This is a genomic window from Micromonospora sp. IBSANI012, assembly GCF_052814045.1.
This window is the reverse complement of sequence record NZ_CP199933.1, coordinates 5,272,732-5,287,256: the sequence shown is the minus strand read 5'-3', so window position 1 is coordinate 5,287,256 and position 14,525 is coordinate 5,272,732. Positions and strand designations below refer to the sequence as shown.

General features: G+C 73.6%; 14 protein-coding genes. 9 read left to right on the top strand and 5 right to left on the bottom strand.

Features of this window, described 5'->3' with window-relative positions:
- Positions 1 to 11: 11 nt before the first annotated feature.
- On the bottom strand, positions 12 to 1,400 hold the full coding sequence (locus ACTWM8_RS24370; protein WP_446211043.1) for an MFS transporter: 1,389 nt from the start codon (positions 1,398 to 1,400) through the stop codon (positions 12 to 14).
- Between the two features lie 248 nt (positions 1,401 to 1,648).
- A complete protein-coding gene (locus ACTWM8_RS24365; RefSeq protein WP_446211042.1) occupies positions 1,649 to 2,731 on the bottom strand; it encodes a mechanosensitive ion channel family protein in 1,083 nt (360 codons plus the stop codon).
- 278 nt (positions 2,732 to 3,009) lie between these two features.
- Between ACTWM8_RS24365 and ACTWM8_RS24360 the strand changes: the two genes are divergently transcribed.
- Entirely contained in the window at positions 3,010 to 3,543 is a 534-nt protein-coding gene (locus tag ACTWM8_RS24360) for an HNH endonuclease (RefSeq protein ID WP_154942404.1), read from the top strand.
- Positions 3,544 to 3,565: 22 nt separating this feature from the next.
- On the opposite strand, the gene ACTWM8_RS24355 is transcribed toward ACTWM8_RS24360, so the two are convergent.
- From ACTWM8_RS24355 to ACTWM8_RS24345, 3 genes are all read right to left on the bottom strand, one after another.
- The gene (locus tag ACTWM8_RS24355) at positions 3,566 to 4,384 is read right to left on the bottom strand and encodes a class F sortase (RefSeq protein ID WP_446211041.1); all 819 of its coding nucleotides are present in this window, start codon (positions 4,382 to 4,384) and stop codon (positions 3,566 to 3,568) included.
- 12 nt (positions 4,385 to 4,396) lie between these two features.
- Positions 4,397 to 4,873 carry a hypothetical protein gene (locus tag ACTWM8_RS24350; protein ID WP_446211040.1) on the bottom strand — a complete coding sequence of 159 codons (477 nt, stop codon included), beginning with the start codon at positions 4,871 to 4,873 and terminating at the stop codon, positions 4,397 to 4,399.
- Positions 4,874 to 5,010: 137 nt separating this feature from the next.
- Positions 5,011 to 5,484 (bottom strand): Lrp/AsnC family transcriptional regulator, encoded by a 474-nt coding sequence (locus ACTWM8_RS24345; RefSeq protein WP_346538612.1) that lies wholly within the window; start codon positions 5,482 to 5,484, stop codon positions 5,011 to 5,013.
- 146 nt (positions 5,485 to 5,630) lie between these two features.
- Between ACTWM8_RS24345 and ACTWM8_RS24340 the strand changes: the two genes are divergently transcribed.
- From ACTWM8_RS24340 to ACTWM8_RS24305, 8 genes are all read left to right on the top strand, one after another.
- Positions 5,631 to 6,533, top strand: coding sequence for a tryptophan 2,3-dioxygenase (locus ACTWM8_RS24340; protein ID WP_446211039.1), 903 nt, complete (start codon positions 5,631 to 5,633; stop codon positions 6,531 to 6,533).
- 14 nt (positions 6,534 to 6,547) lie between these two features.
- Positions 6,548 to 7,828, top strand: coding sequence for a kynureninase (kynU, locus tag ACTWM8_RS24335; protein WP_446211038.1), 1,281 nt, complete (start codon positions 6,548 to 6,550; stop codon positions 7,826 to 7,828).
- A 182-nt stretch (positions 7,829 to 8,010) separates the two neighbouring features.
- Complete coding sequence (locus ACTWM8_RS24330; protein WP_446211037.1) at positions 8,011 to 9,348, top strand: FAD-dependent oxidoreductase; 1,338 nt, start codon at positions 8,011 to 8,013, stop codon at positions 9,346 to 9,348.
- A gap of 20 nt (positions 9,349 to 9,368) precedes the next feature.
- Positions 9,369 to 10,850 (top strand): 2-hydroxymuconic semialdehyde dehydrogenase, encoded by a 1,482-nt coding sequence (locus ACTWM8_RS24325; RefSeq protein ID WP_238449272.1) that lies wholly within the window; start codon positions 9,369 to 9,371, stop codon positions 10,848 to 10,850.
- Positions 10,851 to 10,867: 17 nt separating this feature from the next.
- Positions 10,868 to 11,665 carry a 2-keto-4-pentenoate hydratase gene (locus ACTWM8_RS24320; protein ID WP_446211036.1) on the top strand — a complete coding sequence of 266 codons (798 nt, stop codon included), beginning with the start codon at positions 10,868 to 10,870 and terminating at the stop codon, positions 11,663 to 11,665.
- Complete coding sequence (locus tag ACTWM8_RS24315) at positions 11,662 to 12,600, top strand: acetaldehyde dehydrogenase (acetylating) (protein WP_446211035.1); 939 nt, start codon at positions 11,662 to 11,664, stop codon at positions 12,598 to 12,600. The genes ACTWM8_RS24320 and ACTWM8_RS24315 overlap by 4 nt, the downstream gene beginning before the upstream one ends.
- Positions 12,597 to 13,691, top strand: a complete 1,095-nt coding sequence (gene dmpG, locus ACTWM8_RS24310; protein ID WP_238449268.1) for a 4-hydroxy-2-oxovalerate aldolase — start codon at positions 12,597 to 12,599, stop codon at positions 13,689 to 13,691. Before ACTWM8_RS24315 ends, dmpG begins: the two co-directional genes overlap by 4 nt.
- Positions 13,688 to 14,461, top strand: a complete 774-nt coding sequence (locus ACTWM8_RS24305; RefSeq protein WP_377612547.1) for a 2-keto-4-pentenoate hydratase — start codon at positions 13,688 to 13,690, stop codon at positions 14,459 to 14,461. The genes dmpG and ACTWM8_RS24305 overlap by 4 nt, the downstream gene beginning before the upstream one ends.
- The last annotated feature ends 64 nt before the right edge of the window (positions 14,462 to 14,525 follow it).

Genomic DNA, 14,525 nt, shown 5'->3' with positions numbered 1-14,525 from the left:
CGGGCTGCCGATCACGTCACAGCGGGGCTGCGCCGGCCCTCGGAGCGGCCGTCCGTCGCCCGGCCGGGGCGCGGCCGGCCACCGGGCCCGTGCGCGCCCTCCCGCGCCGCGGCGTCGTCCCGGTTGGCCCGGTCGGCCGCCGCGACGGCCGCGTCGATGGTCTCGCCGTCCGGCCAGCGCAGGGCCGTCACCAGCATCAGCACCACGCCGGCGGCGCTCCACAGGCCGACCACCAGCGGGATGGAGAAGCGGTCGGCGAGCAGCCCGGTGACCAGCACCGAGGCGCCCTGGATCACCTGCATGCCGGTGGCCATCACGCCGAAGGCGCGGGCCCGGTAGCCGTTGGGCAGGGCGCGGACGAAGAGCCCGTTGGCGGTCGGCAGCAGGCCGGCGGCGGCGAAGCCGCAGGCGGCCGCGAGCAGGGCCACCACCACCGGTGGCGGGTCGAGGAGGGTGGGCACCAGGACCAGCGGGGCGAGCACCGCCAGCGGCCGCATCAGGGCGAGCCGGCGGGCCGGCGCGACCGCCCGCCCCACCACCAGCCCGCCCAGGATGAACCCGACCGGGTTGGCGGCCATGATGACGGCCTGCGCGACGCCGCTGTCCAGCCCGTCGCCGGAACGCTCGCCGGCCCAGGCGGCGGCCAGCCCCTCGGGGACGATCGAGAAGAGCATGGCGCTGAAGACCAGCACGGCGATGGCCCGCAGGACCGGGGTGCCGAAGACGATCTGGAAGCCCTGCCCCGTCTCGCGCAACAGGTGGCTGCGGTGCGCGGCGGTCATCGCCGGTTCCCGGTCGCGGACGCCGAAGCGGGTCAGCGCGGCGGACCCGGCGAAGGTGGCCGCGTTGATCAGCAGCGCGACGGTCGGGTTCACCGCGGCCAACGCGGCACCGAGGAGGTATCCGACCACCTGGGCCGCCTGGGCCGAGCTGGCGTTCAACGACAGGCCGAGGACCAGCCGGTCCCCGGTGAGGATGGCCGGCATGAGCGCGGACCGGGCGGCCTGGCTGGGCGGGTTGGCGAGCGTGGTGGCGAAGAGCAGGGCCAGGATCACCCACACCGGCACGCCCGGCACGGCGATCAGCGCCATCAGCGCCATCCGGATCAGGTCGCAGACGACCATGACCTGCCGGTAGCGGTAGCGCTCGGCGAGCGCGGCGAGCAGCGGCCCGCCGACCAGCCAGGGCAGGTAGCTGACCGCGAACGCGGCGGCGGAGAGGGCGATCGACTGGCTCTGCCGGTAGACCAGCACGGTGACCGCGGCCTTGGCCACGTAGTCGCCCACCCAGGAGAACACGGTGGCGACGAAGATCGCCCGGTACTCGGACTGGCCGAACACCTCCCGAAATGTGGCCGGCCCGTCCGGGGAGGGTCGCTCGTCGGACACCGTCGCCTCCATCGTGCCCCGCGAACGGCCACTCGTGACGGCCTGACGGGGACCCCGTCGTCAGATCTACGGATCAGCGAGGACAAGATCACGCGCTGGCGGGAGCGCGTGCACCGGATTCTGCCCGATCGTCTGACAACTGGCTAGGGCGAACGGATTGGTCGTCGCATCTCCGACTGAACGAACGGACGATACCCGAGGGGCCGCGCGGTCCGCGACCCCCAGATTTCGGACTCCCCGATTCCGTCCCGCACGGCAGGTCAGGTGGCCCCACCCTGACCGGTGCCCGGGGTGCCCACCGTCCCGGGCCCCCCGGCCGGGCCGATCCCGCCGGTCTGCGGCAGCCCCGGGTAGAGCCGGGCGGCCGCCATCTTCGCGGTGATGCCCGAGTTCTCCAGCGCCTCGGCCAGCCGGCGACGCAGCTCCCGGCCCACCGCGAACTGCCCGTCCGCGGTCGTCTTGACCACGGTCCGGATCACCGCGCCGTCCACGGTCATCTGCTCGACGCCCAGCACCTCGGGCGCCTCGACGATCTCCGGGGCCAGCTCCGGGTCCACCGCCACCGAGGCCGCCGCCGTACGCAGCACGGCGGTCGCCTCCTCGGTGCCGGCGAAGCCGATCGGCAGGTCCACCACCACCAGGGCCCAGCCCTGGCTCTTGTTGCCCACCCGGACGATCTCGCCGTTGCGGATGTACCAGAGCACCCCGCGACCGTCGCGGACGGTGGTCACCCGCAACCCCACCGACTCCACCACGCCGGTCGCCTCACCCAGGTCCACCGTGTCACCGACGCCGTACTGGTCCTCGATGAGCATGAACAGACCCGCGATGAGGTCCTTCACCAGGCTCTGCGCGCCGAAGCCCAGCGCGACGCCGACGATGCCCGCGCTGGCCAGCAGCGGAGCCAGGTCGAAGCTGAACTCCTTGAGCACCATCAGCAGCGCGATGCCGAAGACGAACGCGGTGACCAGGCTGCGCAGCACCGAGCCGATCGCCTCGGCGCGCTGGCGGCGCCGCTCGGGGATGAACTCGGTGGGATCGAGCGCGGCCGACGGGATGCGCTCGCGCAGCGGCCGGAGCATGGTCGGGACCGCGCCGTGGGTGGTGGTCCGGACCAGCCGGTTGATCGTCCGGTGCAACGCCCAGCGGGCGGCGAACGCCAGCAGCAGGATCAGCGCGACCCGCAGCGGCTTGAGCAGGATCCAGTAGCTGCCCTCGGCGAACCAGACCGAGCCGGTCACGTCCAGGACGCCCTTGCACCAGGTGTCCTGGACGCATTCGGCCGAGGGCGTGGGGTCGGGGGTCGGGGCGGCGACGGGGAAGGTCAGGCTGCTGGCACTCACCCTGTCTTCGTACCGCAACACCGTCGGCGGCCCGCCGCCGACCCACCGTCGGGCGACCCCCACCCGCCGGGACGGCGGCCCGTGAACCGGACATCTTCACACGCGCCGAAGAAGCTTCACGAGGGAGCCCGGATTAGTACGTGCAATCCCGGGTCTTATCAGGGACGATGGGCGCAACGGACGTCGGTGATCCCGCCGGCGTCGGTCGTGGTTCCCCGCTGCGCGGGGCGCGCCCGGCGCGGCCAGCGGTGGGCAGCTGGACCGGGAGGGTGAGCACGATGCCTGACATACGACCCACGGTGGGCTCCGGCGCGCTGGTTCTCAACGCCACCTACGAGCCGCTGTGTGTCGTGTCGGTGCGTCGCGCCGCCATTCTCGTGCTCTCCGCCAAGGCGGTCTGCGTCGCCGACGGCGACGGTGTCCTGCACAGCGCCCGCGACGCCCTCCCGGTGCCCTCCGTGGTCCGGCTGACCCGCTTCGTCCGGGTGCCGTACCGGACCCACGTCGGGCTGTCCCGGCGGGCGATCTTCGCCCGGGACGGCTGGCGCTGCGCCTACTGCCGGGGGCCCGCGGAGACCATCGACCACGTCTTCCCGCGCAGCCGGGGTGGCCGGCACGCCTGGGAGAACGTGGTCGCCGCCTGTGCCCGGTGCAACCACACCAAGGGCGACAAGACCCCGGCCGAGCTGGGCTGGCGGCTGCACTCCCTGCCCGCCGCCCCGAAGGGCACCGCCTGGCGGGTGCTGGGTCACCGCGCGCCCGACCCGCGCTGGGCGGACTGGCTCGACCTGCGCGAGCCCGAGGCCGCCTGAGCCGGGCGCCGGCGCCGCCGGGTCACCGGTCGCGCGCCTTCACCAGCGAGGCGTACACCACGACGTTGTCGGCGTACCCGGTCTGGCCGCCCACCCACCGGCCGCCGCAGGTGATCAGTCGCAGGTTCGGGCGGCTGAAGTCGCCGAACACCTCGTCCACCGGCAGGTCCTCCTTGCCGTAGCGCTGCACCTGGTTCACCTCGAAGACCGCCACCTTCCGGTCCTCGCGGGTCACCTCGACCGTGTCGCCGTCGCGTAGGTCCCGCAGCCCGTGGAAGACCGCCGGGCCGGTGGTGGTGTCGACGTGCCCGACGATCACCGCCGGGCCGTACTGGCCGGGGGTGGGGCCCTGGTCGTACCAGCCGGCCTCCTGGGCGCGGGCGGCGTCGGGCACTCCGATGCTGCCGTCCGGGGCGATCCCGACGTGGTGCACCGGCGCCTGCACGTCGATCCGGGAGATCGAGATCAGGGTCGGTGGGCTGCCCGGCAGCACCGGGAACTTCTTCGGCGGCGGGCGCAGGCCGGCGATGAACCGGTCCGGCAGCACGCTGAGGCCGGTCACCTGTTCGACGCCGAGCATCGCGACGATCAGCGCCATCAGGGTGGCGAGAACCATGAACGCGACGCCCGGTCCCCGGCTCGGGTAGCCGCCGTAGCGGGCCGGCCGCGTCGCCGGCCGTACCGGACGGGCGTGGGCGACCGGGTCGGTCGTGGTCACGCTGGCGGTGAAGGCCTGGCCGGCCACCCGGCGGAAGCGGCCGGCCGCACGGGCCGCCAGCCGGGCCGCGGCGCGGACCCGGTCCCGACCCGACCGCGGGGTGCGTCTGCGTGTGCGGGTCATGGCGACGTGGGGTCAGGAGCTCGTCCCGGCCCGCCGGCGGCTCCCGCCGAAGATCCCGAGCCCGGCCACCACGGTCACCACGGCCAGGCCGCCGACCAGGAGCAGCGAACCCGCGCCCCGGTCGCCGGCGGTGCCGCCGCCCCCGGTCGCCGGGCCCTTGCTCGGCTGGGCCATGTTCAGCACGGTCAGGATGGTCGACGCGGTGTTGCCGTTGGCGCACCGCAGGTCGACCGGGTAGTCGCCTGGCTGCTTGTTGCCCGGGATGGTCACCGCCCCGGTCAGGAAGCCGTTGTTCGGCCGCAGCACCACCCGGCCGAAGGCGTCCGACTGCACGGTGGCCTGCTGGTTGTTGGCGTTGGCGCAACTGGCCCGGATGTTGACCCGGGTGCCGGCCTGCGCGGTGTTCGGCGTGACCTCGACGAAGGTGTTCTCCCCGGCCCGGGCCGGTGTGGCCGTTGCCAGGACGAACGCCGCGACCAGGGCGAACATCGCCAGGACGGCGGAAAAGGCACGATGGTATGCGCTGAGCCCCCGCATGATTCTCCCCTCCCGGCCAGGTGCGCCGGAATCCTGCGACGGGTGTCCGGGCCTGCATTCCCGCTCGCCGTGGGGCAAACCCGCACGGGTCAGCGGCGGCGGGTGCCCGGCGCCCCGGCCGGCGGGGTCGGCAGCGGGGTGACCGGGTGCCAGTCCAGCGGGGTGGAGAGCACCATCGTGCTGGACGGCTGGCCGTACGGGGCGAGTCGGTCGATGACCGCCTCGAACTCGGTGATCGAGCCGGCGGCGACCTTGAGCATGCTGCACGCGTCCCCGGTGATCCGGTGGATCTCCCGGATCTCCGGCCAGCCGGCGACGTCCGGGTCGTGCAGGATGCAGCGCGAGCCGTAGCAGGACATCCGGATCAGCGCGACCACGCCGCGACCGGCCCGGGTCAGGTCCACGTGGGCGTGGTAGCCGGTGATCACGCCGGACTCCTCCAGCCGGCGGACCCGCTCGGCCACCGCTGGCGGGGACAGGTGCACCCGCCGGGACAGCTCGCTGTACGACAGCCGCGCGTCGGTCTGCAGCTCACGCAGCAGGGCCCAGTCCATCTCGTCCACGTGTGGACCTTACCTTCCACAGGTCGAATGGCAGAAGAGCCTTCCACGCCAAAGGTGAAACCCCGGATCGCCGTCGAATCGGCATTCCGTATGCCGTTGTGACCAGGGCATCATGACGTCACCCGGCTCACGGAGGAGACGACAAGGTGGATCAGACGGATCTGCGGGCGCCCACCCGGACCGCCGCGGTGCGCCCGGTCACGCCGCAGCAGCGCACCGCGCGGGCGGCCCGCAACGGTGGCGAGCCCACGCTGGAGTTCGCCGACCGGGTGCCGTACGACGCGTACGTGCACGCCAGCACGCTGCACACCCTGCAGCAGCCGCTCAGCACGGACCCCGGCGAGATGTCCTTTCTGATGGTCAGCCAGATCATGGAGCTGTACTTCGGGCTGACCTGCCACGAGCTGCGCCAGGCCCAGCAGGACCTGCGCGCCGACCGGGTGTGGGAGGCGCTGGCGCCGCTGCGCCGGGCCGCGCTGCACCTGGAGGGGCTCAACGCCGCCTGGCGCGGGCTGCGCTGGATGACCCCGGCCGACTTCAACCGGTTCCGCAACCTGCTCGGCGAGGGCTCCGGCTTCCAGTCCGCCATGTACCGGCACCTGGAGTTCCTGCTCGGCCTGCGCGATCCGGCGCTGATCCGGCCGTTCCGCCGCCAGGAGGAGGTCTACGACGAACTGCGCGCCGCTCTCGACGTGCCGAGCCTCTGGGACGACGTGATCGCCCTGCTCGCCCGGCACGGCCACGACCTCCCCGCCGACCTGCTGGAGCGGGACGTCACCGTCGAGCACCGGCCGCACCCGTCGGTCGAGGCGGCCTGGGTCGAGATCTACGACGACGGCGGGCCGCAGAACCACCTCCGCCTGCTCGGCGAGGCGCTGACCGAGGTGGCCGAGCAGTTCGGCGACTGGCGGTGGAACCACGTCAAGGCCGTGCAGCGCACCATGGGCGCGAAGGTCGGCAGCGGCGGCTCGGCCGGACTGGCCTGGCTGCAACGCAGCATGGCCCGGGTGGTCTTCCCGGAGCTGTGGTCGGCCCGGACGGCGATGTGAGCGGGGAGCGGGACATGACCACCTCGGAGCGGGAGGCGCACCGCCTCGACGCCGCCGACCCCGGGCACCGGCACCTCTTCCACGTGCCGCCCGCCGACGGCGGACGCTACCCGGAGACGGCCTACCTGGCCGGCAACTCCCTGGGGCTGCAACCCCGGGCGACCCGCGCGGAACTCCTCGCCGACCTGGACGCCTGGCGCCGGCTCGGTGTCGAGGGGCACCTGGAGGCGGAGCGGCCGTGGCTGCCGTACCACGAGCTGTTGACGGCGCCCGCCGCGCGACTGGTCGGCGCCCGGCCCGCGGAGACCGTGGTGATGAACTCCCTCACCGTCAACCTGCACCTGCTGATGGTGAGCTTCTACCGGCCCGCCGGTGAGCGGACCCGGATCGTCATCGAGGACAGCGCCTTCCCCTCGGACAGCTACGCGGTGCGCAGCCAGGCCCGCTTCCACGGCCTCGACCCGGACGCCGCCGTGGTCCGGCTGACCCCGCGCGCCGGCGAGGACACCCTGCGCACCGAGGACGTGACCGACTACCTGGCCGCCGAGGGCGACCGGGTGGCGCTGGTGCTGCTCGGCGGGGTCAACTATCTCACCGGCGAGCTGATGGACATCCCGGCGATCACCGCGGCCGGCCGGGCTGCCGGCGCGGTCGTCGGCTGGGACCTGGCCCACGCCGCCGGCAACGTGCCGCTGGCGCTGCACGACTGGGACGTCGACTTCGCCGCCTGGTGCTCCTACAAGTACCTCAACTCCGGGCCCGGCGCGCTGGGCGGGGTCTTCGTCCACGAGCGGCACCTGGGCGACCCCCGGCTGCCCCGCTTCGAGGGCTGGTGGAGCACCGAGGCGACCACCCGGTTCGAGATGACCCCGGTCTCCCGGCCGCCGGCCACCGTGGAGGCCTGGCAGATCTCCAACCCGCCGATCTTCGCGATGGGCCCGGTGCGCACCTCGCTGGAGCTCTTCGACAGCGTCGGCATGCCGGCCCTGCGGGAGCGCAGCGTCCGGCTCACCGGCTACCTGGAACGGCTGCTCGACGAGGTGATCCCCGGCCGGCCGCTGACCGTGGTCACCCCGCGCGATCCCGCGCGGCGGGGCTGCCAGCTCTCGGTGCGCATCGGCGCCGGCAGCGCCGCCGAGCTGACCAAGCGGCTGCGACACGAGCACGGCGTGGTCGCCGACGCCCGGGAGCCGGACATCGTCCGGTTCGCCCCGGTGCCGCTCTACTCCACGTACCACGACTGCTGGCGGGTCGCCGACGCGCTGGCGGCGACCGTTTCCGAGGTGCGCCTGTGAGCGCGAGGAGTGAGCCGGGTTTGCGAGCCCCGCAGTCGCGAACGAAAGGCAGGCACCTGTGAGCGCGAGGAGTGAGCCGGGTTCGCGAGCCCCGCAGTCGCGAACGAAAGGCAGGCACCTGTGAGCGCGAGGAGTGAGCCGGGTTTGCGAGCCCCGCAGTCGCGAACGAAAGGCAGGCACTGATGAGGACGGAACGCGACGAGATCGCGGTGGTCGGGGCCGGCCTGGCCGGCTGCCTGCTCGCCTGCTACCTGGCCCGACGCGGCTACCCGGTGGCCCTCTACGAGCGGCGGCCGGACCCGAGGACCGGGCGGGTCGAGCGGGGCCGGTCGATCAACCTGGCGCTCTCCGAGCGCGGCCTGGACGCGCTGCGCCGCATCGGCCTGGCCGACCAGGTGATGGTGGACGCCCTGCCGATGCGCGGGCGGATGATCCACCCGGTCGCCGGTGAGCCGCAGTTCCAGTCGTACAGCGGCTCCGGGGACCGGGCGATCAACTCGATCAGCCGGGGCGCGCTGAACAACGCCCTGCTCAACGCCGCCGCCGCGCTGCCCGGGGTGCGGCTCGCCTTCGACCACCGGCTGGTCGGCCTCGACCCGACCAGCGGCGAGATGACCTTCGAGACCCCGCAGGGCAAGGTCGCCGCCACCGCGTCGGTCGTCCTCGGCGCCGACGGCGCCGGCTCCGCCGTGCGCGGGCAACTGCTCGGGTACGGGGTGCTGACCGAGAGCCTGGACTTCCTCGACTACGGCTACAAGGAACTCACCATCCCGCCGCTCGGCGGCGACTTCGCCCTCGATCCGTCGGCGCTGCACATCTGGCCGCGCGGCACCTCCATGATGATCGCGCTGCCCAACCCGGACCGCTCGTTCACCTGCACGCTCTTCTGGCCCACCCACGGCACCGCCAGCTTCGCTTCGCTGGGCAGCCCGGCGGCGATCGAGCGGCACTTCGCCACCCACTACCCGGACCTCATCCCGCTCGCGCCCAACCTGGTCGACGACTACCAGCACAACCCGGTCGGGGTGCTGGGCACGGTCCGCTGCGCACCCTGGCAGGTCGACGGGAAGGTGGCACTGCTCGGCGACGCGGCGCACGCCATCGTCCCGTTCTACGGCCAGGGCGCCAACTGCGCCATGGAGGACGTCGTCGAACTGGACCGCTGCCTGGACGAGTGCGACGACGACTGGTCCGCCGCGCTGCCGCTCTACCAGCGGCGCCGGCAGGACAACGCCGAGGCGATCGCCCGGATGGCGCTGGCCAACTTCGTGGAGATGCGGGACAAGGTCGCCTCGCCGGTGTTCCAGACCCGCAAGCGGGTCGAGCACGCCCTGGAACGGGCGCTGCCCGGCCGGTACGTTTCGCAGTACGAACTGGTCTCCTTCTCCACCACCCCGTACGCGCAGGTGCGCCGCCGGGTGCGCCGCCAGTACGCGGTGGTGGGGGCGGTGGCCGCGGGCGGGCTGGCGTTGCTGGTCGGCGCGGTGGGTGCGGCGATCGGCCGGGGGAGGCGCGGATGACGCTCTGGGACGCGCGGCTGATGGCCGGGAGCGCGCCGGACGGGCCGGGATTGCTGCGCCACTTCGTCGGCGGCGAGTTCGTCGACGCGGGGCCGCGCTTCACCAAGCGCAGCCCGGTGACCGGCGAACCGGTCTTCGAGGTGGTCGAGGCGTCGAAGTCCACGGTGGACGACGCGGTGGCCGCCGCCCGGGCGGCGCTGCGCGGGCCGTGGGGCCGGATGGGGGAGCGGGAGCGCGCCGAGGTGCTGCGCCGGGTCGCCGACGAGCTGGAACGCCGCTTCGACGACCTGGTCACCGCCGAGGTCGCCGACACCGGCAAGGCCATCTCGCAGGCCCGCACCCTGGACATCCCGCGCGGCGCGGCGAACTTCCGGGCCTTCGCCGAGATCGTGGCGACCGCGCCGACCGAGTCGTTCACCACGGTCACCCCGGCCGGCGGCCGGGCGCTGAACTACGCCGTCCGCAAGCCGGTCGGCGTGGTCGCCGTGATCGTGCCGTGGAACCTGCCGCTGCTGCTGCTCACCTGGAAGGTGGCCCCGGCGCTGGCCTGCGGCAACGCCGTGGTGGTCAAGCCCAGCGAGGAGACGCCCGCCTCGGCGACGCTGCTGGCCGAGGTGATGGCCGCCGCCGGCGTGCCGGACGGGGTGTTCAACCTGGTGCACGGCTTCGGCCCGGACTCGGCCGGTGAGTTCCTCACCCGGCACCCGGGGGTCGACGCGATCACCTTCACCGGCGAGTCGGCCACCGGCGGCGCCATCATGCGGGCCGCCGCGGACGGGGTGAAGGCCGTCTCGTTCGAGCTGGGCGGCAAGAACGCCGGGCTGGTCTTCGCCGACGCCGACCTGGACGCGGCGGTGGCCGGCTCGGTGCGCTCCAGCTTCACCAACGGCGGGCAGGTCTGCCTCTGCACCGAGCGGATCTACGTGCAGCGCCCGGTCTTCGAGGAGTTCACCGCCCGGCTGGCGAAGCGGGCCGGGGAGCTGGCGTACGGGTGGCCGGCCGACGAGGCCACCGCGAACATGCCGCTGATCTCGCACGGCCACCGGGACAAGGTGCTCGGCCACTACGCGCTGGCCCGGACCGAGGGCGCCGAGGTGCTCACCGGGGGCGGCGTGCCGCGCTTCGGCGACGGCCGCGACGGTGGGGCGTACGTGCAGCCGACCGTGCTGACCGGGCTCGGCCCGCGGGCGCGGACCAACACCGAGGAGATCTTCGGCCCGGTCGTGCACGTGGCCCCGTTCGACGACGAGGACGAGGCGTACGCGCTGGCCAACGGCACCGAGTACGGCCTGGCGGCGACGGTCTGGACCCGGGACGTCGGCCGGGCGCACCGGGCCGGCGCCCGGCTGGACGCCGGCATCGTCTGGGTGAACACCTGGTTCCTGCGCGACCTGCGCACCCCGTTCGGCGGCGTGAAGGCCTCCGGCATCGGCCGGGAGGGCGGCGTGCACTCGCTGGACTTCTACTCCGAACTGACCAATGTCTGCGTGGACCTGTCGTGAGCGGGCGAGGAGCCGGCGTGAGAGCTGACATCGAAGCGGCGAACCGGGAGCTGGCCGAGGCCCGCACCAGCGGGAAGCCCTGCCCACCGCTGCGCGGGCGGCTGCTGCCGGAGGGGGACGTCGAGTCGGCGTACCGGGTGCAGCAGTTGCAGGCGCGGGCGTGGCAGGGCCGGGGCGAGCGCCGGGTGGGCGCGAAGGTCGGGCTGACCTCCCGGGCGGTGCAGGAGAGCTTCGGCGTCTTCCAGCCGGACTTCGGGGTGCTGACCGACGCGATGGCGGTCGGCGACGGCGTCGAGGTGCCGATCGAGCGCCTGCTCCAGCCCCGGGTGGAGGCGGAGATCGCCTTCGTGCTCGGCGCGGACCTGACCGACGAGCGGGTCACCACCGTCGACCTGCTCCGGGCGGTCGACCACGTGCTCCCGGCCATCGAGATCGTCGACTCGCGGATCGCCGGCTGGGACATCTCCATCGTGGACACCGTCGCCGACAACGCCTCCAGCGGGATGTTCGTGCTCGGCACCACGCCCCGCCGGCTGGCCGACGTGGACCTGCGGCTGTGCGGGATGGTGCTGGAGCACGCCGGTGAGCCGGTCTCGGTGGGCGCCGGGGCGGCCTGCCTCGGCAATCCGTTGCACGCGCTGGAGTGGCTGGTGCGGACGATGGCCCGGGCCGGGGACCCGCTGCGCGCGGGTGACGTGGTGCTCTCCGGGGCGCTCGGCCCGATGGTGCCGGTCACCCCGGGCGCCGCGTACGAGGCCCGGATCTCCGGGCTCGGTTCGGTGCGGACCTGTTTTTCGAAGGAGGCCCGGGCATGACCACGGGTGTGGCGGTGATCGGGTCCGGCAACATCGGCACCGATCTGATGATCAAGGTGTTGCGGCTCAGCGACAGCCTCCGGATGGTCGCGATGGCCGGCATCGACCCGGAGTCCGACGGCCTGGCCCGGGCCCGGCGGCTCGGCGTGGCCACCACCGCCGGCGGCGTGGACGGGCTCGTCGCCATGCCCGAGTTCGCCGACGTGGAGCTGGTCTTCGACGCCACCTCGGCCGGCGCGCACCGGCACAACGACGCCGTCCTGCGGGCGCACGGCCGCACGGTGGTCGACCTGACCCCGGCGGCCATCGGCCCGTACGTGGTGCCGCCGGTCAACCTGGACGAGCACCTGCACGAGAGCAACGTCAACATGGTCACCTGCGGCGGGCAGGCCACCGTGCCGATCGTCGCCGCCGTCGGCCGGGTCACCCCGGTCGCGTACGCGGAGATCGTCGCCTCGATCGCCTCCAAGTCGGCCGGTCCGGGCACCCGGGCCAACATCGACGAGTTCACCGAGACCACCGCCCGGGCGATCGAGGTGGTCGGCGGCGCGGAGCGCGGCAAGGCGATCATCGTGCTCAACCCGGCCGACCCGCCGCTGCTGATGCGCGACACCGTCTACTGCCTCTGCCCGGACACCGACGCCGACCGGGCCGCCATCGCCGCCTCGGTGGCCGACATGGTGGCCACCGTCCAGGAGTACGTCCCCGGCTACCGGCTCAAGCAGGACGTGCAGTTCGACCGGGTCGACACCTACGTGCCGTCGCTCGGGCGGCACCTGACCGGCTGGCAGGTCTCGGTCTTCCTGGAGGTCTCCGGGGCCGGGCACTACCTGCCGGCGTACGCCGGGAACCTGGACATCATGACCTCCGCCGCGCTGCGTACCGCGGAGCGACTGGTGGCCCGCCGCACGAGCAGCGCGGAGGTGGCGGCGTGACCGACCTGTACATCCAGGACGTGACGCTCCGCGACGGCATGCACGCCATCGCCCACCGCTACACCGTCGACCAGGTGCGCACCATCGCCGCTGCGCTGGACGCCGCCGGGGTGGCCGCGATCGAGGTGGCGCACGGCGACGGGCTGGCCGGCTCCAGCGTCAACTACGGCCACGGCGCGGCCAGCGACGCCGACTGGATCTCCGCCGCCGCCGAGGTGCTGACCACCGCGAAGCTGACCACCCTGCTGCTGCCCGGGATCGGCACCATCGCCGACCTGAAGGCGGCGAAGGCGCTCGGGGTGACCAGCGTGCGGATCGCCACCCACTGCACCGAGGCGGACATCTCCGCCCAGCACATCTCCTGGGCCCGGGAGAACGGCATGGACGTCTCCGGGTTCCTGATGATGTCGCACATGAACGACCCGGCCGGGCTGGCCGCCCAGGCCAGGCTGATGGAGTCGTACGGGGCGCACTGCGTCTACGTCACCGACTCCGGCGGCCGGCTGCTGATGTCCGACGTGGCGCAGCGGGTCGACGCGTACCGGCAGGTGCTCCGGCCGGAGACGCAGATCGGCATCCACGCCCACCACAACCTGTCGCTCGGGGTGGCCAACAGCGTGCTCGCCGTCGAGCACGGCCGGATCGCCGGCGACGGGCCGGCCGGCCCGGACGCCCCGCACGGCCGTACCGTCCGGGTGGACGCGTCGCTGGCCGGAATGGGCGCGGGGGCCGGCAACGCCCCGCTGGAGGTCTTCGTCGCGGTCGCCGAGCTGCACGGCTGGAAGCACGGCTGCGACGTCTTCGCACTGATGGACGCGGCCGACGACATCGTCCGGCCGCTGCAGGACCGCCCGGTCCAGGTCGACCGGGAGACGCTCTCGCTCGGGTACGCCGGGGTCTACTCCAGCTTCCTGCGGCACGCCGAGCGCGCCTCGGCGAAGTACGGCGTGGACGTTCGCTCGATCCTGGTCGAGCTGGGCCGGCGACGGATGGTCGGCGGCCAGGAGGACATGATCGTGGACGTGGCGCTGGACCTGGCCGGCCGCGAGGAGCAGTTGACCGGCCGCGAGGAGCAGGGGGAGGCCGCATGATCGGGGTGGACGTCGCGGGGATCGCCGAGCGGCTGGGCGTGGCGGCGGACTCGGCCACCGCGATCCCGCAGCTGGCCGCCGAGACCGGCCTGGACGTCGACGCCGCGTACGCGGTGCAGACCGCGCTGCTGCAGCGCCGGCTGGACCGGGGCGAGCGGCTGGTCGGGCTCAAGATGGGGCTGACCAGCAAGGCGAAGATGGCCCAGATGGGCGTGGACGAGGTGATCTGGGGCCGGCTCACCGACGTGATGCGGGTTCCCGACGGCGGTACGGTCGACGTGGCCGACTTCATCCACCCACGGGTCGAGCCGGAGGTCGCGTTCCTGCTGGACCGGCTCCCCGACCCGGGCGAGCCGGTCGGCGCCTTCGCCGACGCGGTCCGCGCGGTCGCCCCGGCGATCGAGCTGATCGACTCCCGCTACGCGAACTTCAGCTTCTCCCTGCCGGACGTGGTCGCCGACAACACCTCCGCGGCGGCGTTCGTGGTCGGGCCGTGGTCGCCGGTGCCCGACGGGCTGGACAACCTGGGCGTGCTGCTGGAGATCGACGGGCGGGTGGCGCAGGTCGGCTCGACGGCGGCGATCCTCGGCGACCCGCGCCGGGCGCTGGACGAGGGCATCCGGCTGGCCGGCCGGCACGGGGTGCGGATGCACTCCGGGTGGGTCTTCCTCGCCGGTGCCGCCACCGCTGCTGTTCCGCTGCGTCCCGGTGCCCACGTGCGGGCCGTGGTCGAGAAGCTCGGCACCGCCTCTCTTCGGGCCTCCTCATGACCGCGCTGCCCGGAACCCCTGGCGTGGTCACTGTCCGCCCGTCGCTGCCGGGCGGTGGTCGGTC

Bases quoted from the DNA above. Each gene is read 5' to 3' on its own strand.
- ACTWM8_RS24370 (WP_446211043.1), bottom strand. From the start codon at position 1,400: ATGGAGGCGACGGTGTCCGACGAGCGACCCTCCCCGGACGGGCCGGCC.
- ACTWM8_RS24360 (WP_154942404.1), top strand. From the start codon at position 3,010: ATGCCTGACATACGACCCACGGTGGGCTCCGGCGCGCTGGTTCTCAAC.
- ACTWM8_RS24355 (WP_446211041.1), bottom strand. From the start codon at position 4,384: ATGACCCGCACACGCAGACGCACCCCGCGGTCGGGTCGGGACCGGGTC.
- ACTWM8_RS24350 (WP_446211040.1), bottom strand. From the start codon at position 4,873: ATGTTCGCCCTGGTCGCGGCGTTCGTCCTGGCAACGGCCACACCGGCC.
- kynU (WP_446211038.1), top strand. From the start codon at position 6,548: ATGACCACCTCGGAGCGGGAGGCGCACCGCCTCGACGCCGCCGACCCC.
- ACTWM8_RS24330 (WP_446211037.1), top strand. From the start codon at position 8,011: ATGAGGACGGAACGCGACGAGATCGCGGTGGTCGGGGCCGGCCTGGCC.
- ACTWM8_RS24325 (WP_238449272.1), top strand. From the start codon at position 9,369: ATGGCCGGGAGCGCGCCGGACGGGCCGGGATTGCTGCGCCACTTCGTC.
- ACTWM8_RS24315 (WP_446211035.1), top strand. From the start codon at position 11,662: ATGACCACGGGTGTGGCGGTGATCGGGTCCGGCAACATCGGCACCGAT.
- ACTWM8_RS24305 (WP_377612547.1), top strand. From the start codon at position 13,688: ATGATCGGGGTGGACGTCGCGGGGATCGCCGAGCGGCTGGGCGTGGCG.